This is a genomic window from Pedobacter sp. A2324, from assembly GCF_059693705.1.
Window position 1 is genome coordinate 323919 of record NZ_JCASSK010000003.1, and the last position, 12847, is coordinate 336765.

The following is a 12847-nucleotide window of genomic DNA, read 5'->3' on the forward strand; positions in this document are numbered from 1 at the left end:
GATGTAAATTAGAAAATTACCAAAGCTTATTTTATTCCAATCCCCGATTCAGGTGACCGACCTGATGTAATGTTATTCTGCAAGCTTTTAAATGAGTCATTTTTTTACACGAGTGCGGACTTACTGTGTACTAGCAGTGTTGTTGAGGGCAGGGAACCATGGCTAAGGGGTAGCTAAGAAGGCCATCAAACTGTGCTATGCAAGGGGGCTATTTTTATGTAAACTGTTTGATATTCTCAAAAGCATTTCATTAGATAAGTTAAAGGCTATATATTTGGATAATTAACTTATTTACAGGAAAACGGCACGGATGAGGCCGCTTATCTGAATTCTAACTCATTACCATAAACCAAAATCATTTCAATGAAAATCAAACTATTTACATTGGCTTGTTTTCTCATTACCGGGTCTTTAGCGCAGGCACAAAGTACCTATCAGTGGAAAACGGGAACATCAGGGGGTTACACATATAAATATGTAACTAATGACCCTACCAAAACACGCTTTTACACGCTGAAAAACGGATTAACTGTTATTCTATCACAAAATAACAAGGAGCCAAATATTACCTACAAAATGGCTGTAAGGGCAGGAAGTAATACTGACCCAAGAACGAACACCGGTTTGGCCCATTATTTAGAACACCTTTTATTTAAAGGGACGGATAAATTCGGAACTTTAAATTATGCAAAGGAGAAACCTCTTCTGGATATGATTGAAGCCCTTTATGAAACTTATAACAAAACAACCGATCCGGCGAAACGTAAAGAAATTTATGCGCAGATAGATAAAACCTCGGGTGAAGCTTCAAACTTTTCTATCGCGAATGAGTACGATAAAATGATGAAAGCAATTGGTAGCGGATCTACCAATGCCCACACTTCGGTTGAGGAAACGGTTTACGAGGAAGATCTTCCATCAAATGCTATCGACAAGTTCCTGGCTGTTCAGGCAGAGCGTTTCCGCGCACCTGTATTCCGTATTTTCCACACGGAGTTGGAGGCTGTATATGAAGAAAAAAACATCGGTATGGATAACGATGGCCGCAAAATGTATGAAAAAATGTTGTATGCATTATTTCCAACACACAACTACGGACAACAAACCACCATTGGTACCATTGAACATTTAAAAAATCCATCATTAGTTGAAATCAGAAAATATTATAACAAATATTATGTGCCAAATAATATGGCCCTGATCATGTCGGGTGATATTAATTATGATGCCTTGATTAAAAAGATTGATAAGGATTTTGCATACATGGTTTCGAAGCCATTAGCCCTTTACAATCCGGCTCCGGAAAAGCCGCTAACTCAAATCCAGAAAGTTGATATTTACGGACCAAGTGCTGAAAACTTGTATGTAGCATACCGGGGTTTTGCACAGAATACCCACCAGAGTTTATTACTGGATTTAATCGGAAGTATTCTGGCGAATGGCAAAGCAGGTTTAATGGACATCAACATTAACAAGCAACAAAAGATGTTAAGGGCAAGTGCGGGTTACAACCAGATGAAGGATTATGGCGTTTTTATCCTATCGGGTTCGCCTAAAGCCGGACAAAGTCTGGAAGAGGCACAAAAGATTATGCTGGAGCAAGTTGATTTGCTTAAAAAGGGTGAGTTTGATGAGAGCCTGATCAAAGCTACTGTCGCAAATATTAAACTTGCAGAACTGCAGGCTTACGATAATAATGATGTTCGTGCTGATGCAACAATGAATGCTTTTATTCAAAACCGTGGTACGGAATGGGATAAAATGTTATCCTCTACCGATAACATGGCGAAAGTAACTAAAAAAGAAATCGTTGATTTCGCCAACAAATTCTTTGTTGATGATTACGTTGTACTACTTAAACACAAGGGTGAAGATAAAAGCATTTTAAAAGTAGAAAAACCGACCATCACTGCGGTGAAAACAAATGCCAACGAGGTTTCTCCTTTTACCAAAACCATTATTGATGCCAAGGTAGCGCCAATTGCGCCTAAGTTTTTAGATTATACTAAAGATCTTCAGTTTGGGAAGGCAGCAATTGCAGATGTAATTGCGGTTCAAAATACAGAGAATGCTATTTTCCGTATGGGCTATCGATTTGACATGGGATCATATAATTATAAGCTTTTACCCTATGCAGCGCAGTATTTATCTTTCTTGAGTACGGATAAATATTCGGCGGAAGACATTAGCAAAGCATTTTATAACCTTGCTTGTAGCTATAATATTAATGTAGGAACGGATTTAACTACGGTTTCATTGAGTGGTTTGCAGGAGAATTTTGATAAGGCAGTTGCTTTATTGGAAGATGTATTGGCCAATTGTAAACCGAATGAAAAGGCTTTGGAAGATTTAAAAGGCCGTTTATTAAAGACACGGGAAAACGCTAAGCTGAATAAATCTTCGATCTTGGGCGGCTTAATGAGTTATGCACAATATGGAAAAGATAATCCATTCAATTATGGAGTTACCAATGATGAGATCAAAAACATGAAATCATCTGATCTGATTTATCTTTTACACAATTTAACGAACTACAAACACACCATTACTTATTTTGGTCCGAAGACGCTGGCTGCTTTTTCGGCTGATATTGTTAAAGCACATCCACTTGGAAAAGAATTTACGGATGCTGCTCCAATGAAGAAGTTTGTTTACACGAAAACTGATTCAAACAAAGTTTACTTTGCAGACTATGATATGGTTCAGGCAGAGATTCGCTGGGTACGTAACGGAGGATTGTATGATCCGGCAAATGCTGCCAAGATTGCTTTGTTCAATAATTATTTTGGTGGTGGTATGGGTTCTATAGTATTCCAGACTATCCGTGAATCGAAGGCGTTGGCTTATTCCACTTTCGCCGTTTATTCTTCTCCAAACAGTAAGGAAAAAGAGAACACTGTTGTTGCCTACGTTGGTACTCAAGCCGACAAAATGAATGAGGCGGTAGCTGGTATGAATGAGTTATTGAATGTATTACCTGAATCGGACAAGTCGTTTGCCCTTTCTAAAGGTAATTCACTTAATGGCATTGAAACGAGCCGCATTACTAAAGACGGAATTATATACAGTTATTTAGCTGACAAGAAATTAGGATTTGACCACGATTCGAGAGCTGATGAGTATGCAAATCTGAAACCATTAACTTTCGCTGATGTGAAGTCATTCCACGATACGAATCTTTCTAAAAAGCCATACAACTATTGTATTGTTGCTTCCGAGAAGAAAATCAGTATGGATGATTTAGCAAAATTCGGTCCGGTTAAAAAATTGAGTTTAACTGAGATTTTTGGTTACTAATTAACGGTTAAAGCAAAAAGCTGAAAGCGGTTCCCGGAAAAGGGGACCGTTTTTTTTTGACCAGCGCAGAAAGCTAATTTTATTTTACCACCCTAGAAACCTCAGGACACCTGAGGAAGGTATTGTTATGGGGTAAGGCTGGAAGATAAATTTACAGCCAGACGAGGGCTGATATAATTTCGCTGATTGAGAACGTTGCGCCACACACAAATTCGTCAGCGGCTCCGTAGTAGATTGTTAACTGATCTCCATCTACGATGTGACCATTGGTGAATACCACTTCTCCGAAAAAACCGTTTATTTCATAGTCTTCGGTTGGGATCATGATCGGGTCGTCAGTTTGTGCAATTACCTGAGCCGGGTTGTGAAGATCTAATAAAATTGCGCCGAGCCCATATTGGTGGTTTTCGTTAGCGCCATGGTAAATTTCGAGCCAGCCCTGATCGGTTTTAATCGGAGCTGCTCCTGCCCCTACCCTTTCGCCGTCCCATTTACCTTTTCTGGTTTTTAAAACCAATTTATGATTTCCCCAATGTACGCCATCGGGTGACTCTGACAGCCAAATGTAGTTTCCACCGAGGGCGACGCTACTCGGCCGATGAAGAGCGTAATATATATTGTTGATGGTTTCTTCGAAAATTGCACAATCTTTATTATGAGGAGGGATAATCATTCCATGTTTCACAAAAGTTTTCCAGTCTTTGGTGGTTCTCATTCCTACCCCAACCCCGTGTGCAGAAACAGCCGTAAAGGTAAGATAGTAGGTATCATCAATTTGTGCCACCCGACAATCCTCTATTCCAAAAGTTTCATTTGGCCCTTCACCCATCAGCATTGGATAGCCTTCAGGCTGGTAAAAACTTACACCATCCTCGCTGCATACCAGGCGGAGATGAGACAATGTTGTAAGGTAATCTTTCCCTTTATAATTTAATATACGTGGGTCGGTTGCTGTTAGCTCGGGATCATTTTCGGCGATCGCAAGGATCTGTATTCCTTCTCCATCCAATACCGGAAAAGAAATGATACCCTCTTGCTGTATTGGTCGTTCAGCGACTCTTATCAGCATCCATGTTTTTTCGTTAAAGCGGAATACACCCGGATTTAAAAGGCAAGAAATTTCAAGACCCGGATGACTTGGCGTTAAATCCGTTGGCTTTAGTATTGGATTTTCTTCGAACCGATGAGCTAAGTCTTTCATAGTACTGTTTATAAAAAAACAGACAATCAATTTGATTGTCTGTTACCGAATATGTTTTCACTATAAGGAGTTGATCCATTTCACCAGTTCATCTCTGCCTTTTCCTGTTTTCTGTTGAAGTCTTCCCAACAACTCATCATCCTGCCCTTCTTCGTGTTTTAAATCGTCGTCTGTTAAATCAGCGTAAGCTTGTTTAACCTTTCCTTTTAACTCGTTCCACTTTCCTTTTATTTCTAATTTGTCCATGACCTGATTATTAAGATTTGTACGTAATTAATATGATTATTTAACATAAATCATTGTTTTTTGTTTTATTTTTTCGCCGTTGAATCAAAAAAACATCACGTATGCAAAGTTTTTTATGTTTCATCCTTTCTTTTGATTAAATTATAAAAACGTCATTCGAGCAAGGGCGTTATTGTTAACTAAAACCTATAATTTGATGAAAAAACTACTACTATGTATGATTTTTTCTTTCACACTTATTTCGTTTGCTTTCGCACAAAGCAAAGTAATTAGTGGGAAAGTCACTTCAGGCACTTCGGGTCCGGTACCCGGCGTGAGCGTTTACGTAAAAGGGCTGCCGGCAAATGGCACTCAAACAGATGCAACGGGTAGCTACAAGCTGAATGTGTCGGAAGATGCAAAGACACTTGTTTTTAGCTTTATCGGGTATAAGACTTTGGAAGTGCCAATTACCGGAACGGCAGTTAATGCTAATTTACAGGAAGATAGTAATACATTATCGGATGTTGTAGTGGTGGGGTATGGTACGCAAATAAAAAGAGATGTTACAGGTTCTGTAGCTTCTGTAAAATCAAAAGACCTGGAAAATCTACCGGTAACGAGTTTTGAACAAGCTTTGCAAGGGAAGGCCGCAGGCGTTCAGATTTCAGCACAAAACGGTAAACTGGGACAGGGAATTACTGTGAGGGTTAGGGGTGCTGCTTCAGTTACAGCCGGAAGTGAGCCCCTTTACATTGTGGATGGGATTCCGATTACATCAGGAGATTTATCTAGTACGAGCGCACCGACCAGTGCATTGGCAGATTTAAACACCAATGACATTGAATCTATTGAAGTACTGAAAGACGCATCTGCATCAGCTATATATGGTGCCCGGGCATCAAATGGTGTTGTGATTATTACAACAAAACAGGGTAAGATTGGTAAAACACTTATTCAGTTCAATGCTTTAGGTGGAATTAGTACTCCATCAAATCACAGAGAATTTTTAAATGCAGAACAGTATGTCCAGTTGATGAGAAGAGCTGGTGTTGGCGCAGCAACACAAGACTTCGCTAATGGTGATTACGCTACGTTAGCAGATGCACTCAGTGATTATTCTGATCTGATTGAAAGCAGAATGAACAGATACTCGGCCGGAAATGACGATTATCAAACCTATAAAGTGAATACAAACTGGGAAGCTGAAGCCTTCCAAAACAATCCGGTTACCCAGCAATATGATTTAAATTTAACAGGGGGTAATGAAAAAACCAAGTTTTATATTGGTGGCCAGGCACTGGATCAACAAGGTATTATTGTTGGAAACAGCTACAAACGTTACAGTGGAAGATTAAATCTGACGAACAAAGTGACAGACTTTTTAGAAGTAGGGGTAAATCTTAATTTTTCAAATAGTATTAATAACAGACTTTCGAACGATAATGCGTTTTCATCACCTTTACAAGCTGTTGCTTTATCCCCTATTACCCCATTTATCGATCCCAGATCAGGACTAATTAGCGGAACTTTACCTGGTGCAGCATCCAATTATCCTGTTTATTATAATCCATTTGTTGGAGTTGAAAACGCAGCATATAAGGCGACGGTTTACCGTACGATTGGTAAAGCATTTGCAAATATTAACATTGCAAAGGGGTTAAAATTCAGCACTGATTTTTCTATTGACAACTTAAATCAAAATGAAGAGAGTTACTACGGATCTTTGACATTCAGAAATACGGGAACATCGAACGGAGATGGACAAAACATCTCTACTTTTGTTATCAATGCAAATACTAACAATTTCTTTAGCTATAGTGTTACTCAAGGCAAAAGCAGTTTTGATGCGATACTTGGAACCAGTTATCAAAAATCAACTACGAAATACAGTACTATAGAAGGTCAGGATTTTCCAAGTGATGCCTATATTAAGTTAGGATCAGCCGCCACAAAAGTTGTGGCTAGTAGCAATGAGAGTGCATTTAGCTTTCTTTCCTATTTTGTTAGGGCAAATTACAAATACAACGATCGATACTTAGTTGGCTTTAGCGTTAGGGCAGATGGTTCATCAAGGTTTGGAGCTAATAACCGATATGGTTATTTTCCAGCAGGATCGTTAGCATGGATTGCATCTGAAGAAAGTTTCCTTAAAAACATGGAAGCCATTAGCCTTTTAAAAATCAGGGCAAGTTATGGTTTAACAGGAAATGCTGAAATTGGAAATTACTCCGCGCGTGGATTATTCAGTGGAACAGGTGCATATGGAGGTCTTGCTGGACAGATACCGTCGAGAATTGCAAATCCGGATTTGACATGGGAAAAGACAAAGCAGCTCGACTTAGGGTTAGACTTCGGGATTCTGAAAAACAGGATATCAGGTAGTTTTGACTTCTATCAAAAGAATACCACTGATTTATTATTAGATGTTCCCATTCCTGAAACAACAGGTTTTTCTACAATTACTCAAAATTTAGGGACATTGAAAAATACTGGTTTCGAGTTAGGGATTAATACCGAAAACTTTATCGGCGCTTTCAAGTGGTCTACTGGTATTACTGCCGCTATAAATAATAATAAAATTACGAATTTGGGTGGCCAGATATTAAACAGTAACGAGATCAATGCAGCAATAGCCGGACAACCAATAGGTGTTTTCTATTTACCAGAGTATGCAGGTGTTAATCCCGCTAATGGCGATGCACTTTACTATCTGAATACGACCAATGAATCTGGTATCATCAATAGAGGTACAACAAATGACATTAACGAAGCACAGCGTATATTTGCCGGCAACCCTAATCCGAAATACACATTCGGATTAAACAACACCTTTTCCTATCAGAACTTTGACCTGGCCATATTTTTTCAAGGTGAATCCGGAAACAAAATTTTTAATGCGGGAGGGCAATACATGAGTGCAAATGGATCAAACGGATACGATAACCAAACTGCAGATCAAATGAATTACTGGGATAAGCCTGGTGATGTAACCGATATACCTGAGCCAAGGTTATTTTATGGTAATGGAGTAGGCAATTCTACCAGGTATCTATCGGATGGATCGTATCTCAGACTTAAAACAGTGACATTGGGTTATACCTTTCCTACAACGGTTTTAAGCAAACTTAAATTAAGTAAGTTGAGATTATATGCAACTGCTCAGAATCTGGCGACTATTACCGGTTACAAAGGTTGGGATCCCGAAGTTAATGCAGATTATCAATCCACAAATATTAATCAAGGGGTTGACTTTTATTCTGCTCCACAACCTCGTGTAATTTCATTTGGTATCAATATCGGATTATAATTTAAAGAAGAATCAACATGAAAAAAACATATATATATCATCTGTTGCTGGGTTCTATACTGTTGACCGGCGCAGTATCATGCAAAAAGGCACTTGATATTTCTCCGGTAGATACCATAGAACAAGACAAAGCTTTACTTACCTCAAAAGATGTTGAGGTAGCATTAGTTGGCACCTACTCTGCACTTGGAAGCAGAAATTTATACGGCGGCAGACCATTCTTAATGGCTGATTTTCTAGCTAATACAGATGCTATCGAATGGTATGGAACTTATGAAGAACTAACACAAACGATAAACAAATCTATTTTTAAGACCAATACCTTTGTAAATAACGTATGGGCGGACAGTTATACAGCAATAAACGATGCAAACAATGTAATTGCAGCAATTGGAAAGGTTGATGCAGCAAAGAAAAATAAAGTTGAGGGCGAAGCTAAATTTATTAGAGGCTCAGTATATTTTGACCTTGTAAGGTTATTCAGTAAAGCTTACAATGATGGTTCTCCATCGTCAAATTTAGGGGTGCCAATTGTACTTACACCAACTTCGGCAGTTACTGATGGAAGTTATGTAAGCCGGGCAACAGTTGCTGCCGTATATGCACAAGCCATAGCCGATTTAACCGATGCAGAAGCAAAATTACCTGCAACAAATGGTTTCTTTGCTACAAAATATTCTGCGGCTGGGATGCTGGCAAGATTGTATTTACAGATGGGCAATTATGCAGCTGCAGGCGCAGCAGCCAGTAGAGTAATATCCTCAGGAAACTATTCGTTAACATCATCTTACATAGCTGCCTTTCCAGTCATGGGATCCAGTCCAGGTGTGAACACTACGGAGGATGTTTTTTCCATCCAGGTAACAACTTTAACAGGTTTTAATGGCTATAATGAGTTCTATGGCTCATCGACATACGGCGGCCGTGGAGATGCTGTCATTTCTCAAGACTGGATTGATAACACTTATGACACCTCGGATGACCGGATAAATGCTTTTTATGATGATGGGGACATGTACACTTCAAAGTTTGCAAACCCTTACGGAAATGTTTCAATCATCCGTTTAGCTGAAATGTATTTAATCAGAGCAGAGTGTAATGTTCGTTTAGCACCTAGTGCACCTATTGGAGGCCAAACGCCCTTACAGGATTTATCAGTTGTGAGGAGCAGAGCCGGTTTGACAACCACTACTGCAACTCTTGCTAATGTACTGAATGAACGTAAACTGGAGCTGGCCTTTGAAGGCTTCTCATTACACGACGCAAAGCGCACTCAAACCAATATTGGATCAATAGCATGGAATGCTAATAACCTGGTTTTCCCAATTCCTCAACGAGAAATTGATGCGAACAAAAACCTTGTTCAAAACCCAGGATATTATTAACCAAAATGCCCCGTCAATGCGGGGCATTTTGGTTGCTTTAATACTTATCAACAAATACCGATCATTATGAATTCATTCTCAGTTTAGAACTTAGCAGGTTAGAAAATGTTATCTTTCTTTTTTACTTGTATTTACTTCCTTGTAATATGAAAGACTTAGATAGGATAATATATTGTCCACTGCTATTAGTCATTCGAGCCAACAATTCTAAGTCTTCTGAATATTCACCTACGTTGTTATTAACATTTAATGTAAGTGTCCTGTACCCTGTCCCTGCGTAACAGAAATACTGGCGGGCTTACCATTTATACTCCAATCAATTATTGATGAAGGCCATATGTAAGATAAGTTATAAGTGTAACTTCTGTTGATCTGATAATACCTGGTCCGCTAATTGAAGGATTCCCCAGTGGATAAAGATTTAACAATGCTATTATATCCTTGTTAGATAAAACCCCCGATAAAGTATTATTCGCTCCACTATTCATGATGGAAGCCACATCTGTGCCGCCGGCATTAGGTACGTCTATAGCATCTGCGGAAGCCCCTACATCATCTGTCGCGCTAACCGATTCACCTATACCAGACCAATCTGTATGTCTAAAACCAATACAATGTCCAATCTCGTGCGCGATTACAGTTCCCATTTCATTAGAGGTCAATCCATCATTGATCATACTTTGCGCATTTATTCTAACTAGACTACCAGCACTTCCACTAAGTGGAAAACGGGCAACACCGTAACCATTAATAACCTGGTTAATAATTGCAATATCATATGAACCACTATTAACTATACTAAAATTTATACCGGACTCTTGTATACTATTCCAAAGGCCAATCGCATAATTTATTTCATTTGTAAGATTAGTTACAGAAGGATCAATATACACCTTCACATTTATTCGATTGGTTAGACTAACTAGATACCCAGTATACGTCTGACTAATTTTTGAGCCAACAGTTATGGAAGATGAACTCATCAACTTATCCTGTACAACTGAAGGAGCCACGTTTTCTATTTTTAGACTTCTGCTTGTGGGTATTTCCATATCCTTTGGGAAGGAAATATCTCCCTGCACTATATACTCTTTTCCAAGATCCTTAATTGATGCTTCAGAATAACCTAAACTTTTATGTACTGAAGTACCTCTTTTTTCTCATCAGTAATTTGCACATCGTTAATATCCTTTTTACAAGAAGATACGATTGCTAATAACAATAAAAAATAAAATAGATTTTTAATTTGGTTTACTTTCATAGTTTTTGATTTAGTTAATAGATAAATAAATTGCATATGATTTAAAATCAACAATTTAAATATAGCAAAAAGGAGTGAGACCCAAATTAAAATCTGTATAACTTATAGGTAATTGCCATTTGCTAAATCAGAGTAAGAATTAACCGGCAATTAAGAAATAAACGGAAAATGCCCCATAAGTTAAATGTTATGGAGCATTTAATAAAATAAAATAAGAATTTACACACTCTTCGCTGCTTCAATAATCTCTTCCACTACTCCCGGATCAAGTAAGGTAGAAGTATCGCCCAGGTTGGCGGTATCACCCTCGGCTATTTTCCTTAATATTCTGCGCATAATCTTACCCGAACGGGTTTTAGGCAATCCTGTTACGAAAAGGATTTTATCAGGTTTAGCAATTGCCCCAATGACGCGGGTAACGGTTTGAAGAATATCTTTCTTTGAAAGTTCCGCTTCTCCATGCATTTCCGGATAGATCACGAAGGCGTAAATACCCTGTCCTTTTACATCGTGCGGATAACCTACAACAGCACTTTCTACTACACCGGCATGCATATTAATTGCATTCTCTACTTCGGCGGTTCCGATTCTATGGCCGGAAACATTTAATACATCGTCTACACGCCCGGTAATTCTATAGTAACCGTCTTCATCTCTCAGACAGCCATCACCGGTGAAATACAGATTCTCGTAGGTTGAAAAGTAGGTTTGTTTGCACCGTTCGTGGTCGCCGTAGGTTGTTCTCAGCATGCCTGGCCAGGGGAACTTTATACAAAGATTTCCGCTTACGCCATTTCCTGTGATTTCATTTCCGTTTTCATCCACCAGTATGGGCTGTATGCCTGGTAGTGGCAACGTTGCATAACCTGGCTTGGTTGGGGTGACTGTAGCGATGGGTGAGATCATGATTCCACCTGTTTCTGTTTGCCACCAGGTATCGACAATTGGCGCCTGGCTGTGTCCGATTTTTTCATCAAACCAATGCCATGCTTCCTCATTGATTGGTTCCCCTACAGATCCCAATACGCGAATGCTACTCAGATCTTTTCCCTGTAGCGGATCTTCTCCAAAACTCATCAAAGAACGAATGGCTGTAGGAGCTGTGTATAATGTGTTAATTTTATGTTTTTCTACAATATCCCAAAACCGTGAGGGGCTTGGGTAGGTTGGAATGCCTTCGAACAATACTGAAGTTGCACCTTGAGATAGCGGTCCGTAAACGATATAAGAGTGGCCGGTAATCCAACCGATATCGGCAGTACAGAAATAAACCTCGTTTGACTGGTAATTGAATACATTGGAGAAAGTATATCCTGCATAAACCATATATCCCCCGCAGGTATGTACCACACCTTTCGGTTTTCCGGTTGATCCTGATGTATATAGAATGAACAACATGTCTTCAGCATCCATTTCTTCGGCTTCGCAAACATCATTTACGTGTTTTACTTCATCTTCCCACCAGACATCGCGGCCTTTGAGCATGGAAACAGGGGTACGAACGTGCGTTAATACGATACATTTCTCTACTGTTGGACAACCAATCAGTGCGTCGTCAATCACATCTTTTAAAGGAATTTGCTTATTTCCCCGATAAGAGCCATCGGCAGTGATGACCAGTTTGCATTGCGAGTCGTTAATGCGATCGGCAATAGACTTAGCGGAGAACCCGCCAAAAATCACAGAGTGTACGGCTCCGATACGGGCGCAGGCTAAAACTGCGATTGCCAACTCGGGTACCATTGGCATATATATACAAATGCGATCGCCTTTTTTTGCACCGTTACGTTTTAACACGTTGGCAAAACGGCAAACCCGTTCGTGGAGCATTTTATAGGTAAGGGTTACGCTTTCTTCTTCAGGGTTATTGGGTTCCCAGATAATTGCGGGTTTATCACCATTTTTTTCGAGATGGCGATCGAGGCAATTCTCGGTGATATTGAGTTTCGCGCCTTCGAACCATTTAATTTGGGGCTCGTTAAAGTTCCATGAGAGCACTTTGAACCAGGGCTTGCGCCATTGAAAATTCTGAGCTACTTCGCCCCAAAACTGTTCGGGATTCTCTATACTTTTTTTATAATCTTCTTCGTATTGCTTAAAAGATGTAATTTGCATGGCGCTGTTATATATTTTGTTAGTAGCGGCTAATTTAATTAAATAATAATAAG

7 protein-coding genes are annotated in these 12847 nt (G+C 39.3%); 3 read left to right on the forward strand and 4 right to left on the reverse strand.

Going from position 1 to position 12847, the window contains the following annotated elements:
* Positions 1-363: 363 nt before the first annotated feature.
* Entirely contained in the window at positions 364-3297 is a 2934-nt protein-coding gene (locus AC570I_RS10635; protein WP_497405430.1) for a M16 family metallopeptidase, read from the forward strand.
* Positions 3298-3448: 151 nt separating this feature from the next.
* Here AC570I_RS10635 and AC570I_RS10640 read toward each other — a convergent pair whose 3' ends face one another.
* Together AC570I_RS10640 and AC570I_RS10645 are read right to left on the reverse strand one after the other, a co-directional pair.
* Complete coding sequence (locus tag AC570I_RS10640) at positions 3449-4498, reverse strand: glycoside hydrolase family 130 protein (protein WP_497405431.1); 1050 nt, start codon at positions 4496-4498, stop codon at positions 3449-3451.
* A gap of 60 nt (positions 4499-4558) precedes the next feature.
* A complete protein-coding gene (locus tag AC570I_RS10645) occupies positions 4559-4744 on the reverse strand; it encodes a CsbD family protein (protein ID WP_047798712.1) in 186 nt (61 codons plus the stop codon).
* 196 nt (positions 4745-4940) lie between these two features.
* Here AC570I_RS10645 and AC570I_RS10650 point away from each other — a divergent pair, with 196 nt between their 5' ends.
* Positions 4941-8033 (forward strand): SusC/RagA family TonB-linked outer membrane protein, encoded by a 3093-nt coding sequence (locus AC570I_RS10650; protein WP_497405432.1) that lies wholly within the window; start codon positions 4941-4943, stop codon positions 8031-8033.
* A gap of 17 nt (positions 8034-8050) precedes the next feature.
* On the forward strand, positions 8051-9418 hold the full coding sequence (locus AC570I_RS10655; protein WP_497405433.1) for a RagB/SusD family nutrient uptake outer membrane protein: 1368 nt from the start codon (positions 8051-8053) through the stop codon (positions 9416-9418).
* A gap of 320 nt (positions 9419-9738) precedes the next feature.
* Here AC570I_RS10655 and AC570I_RS10660 read toward each other — a convergent pair whose 3' ends face one another.
* Entirely contained in the window at positions 9739-10470 is a 732-nt protein-coding gene (locus AC570I_RS10660; RefSeq protein ID WP_497405434.1) for a M57 family metalloprotease, read from the reverse strand.
* 428 nt (positions 10471-10898) lie between these two features.
* Positions 10899-12794: an acetate--CoA ligase gene (gene acs, locus AC570I_RS10665; RefSeq protein ID WP_497405435.1), complete on the reverse strand. Its 1896-nt coding sequence runs from the start codon at positions 12792-12794 to the stop codon at positions 10899-10901.
* Positions 12795-12847: the final 53 nt, after the last annotated feature.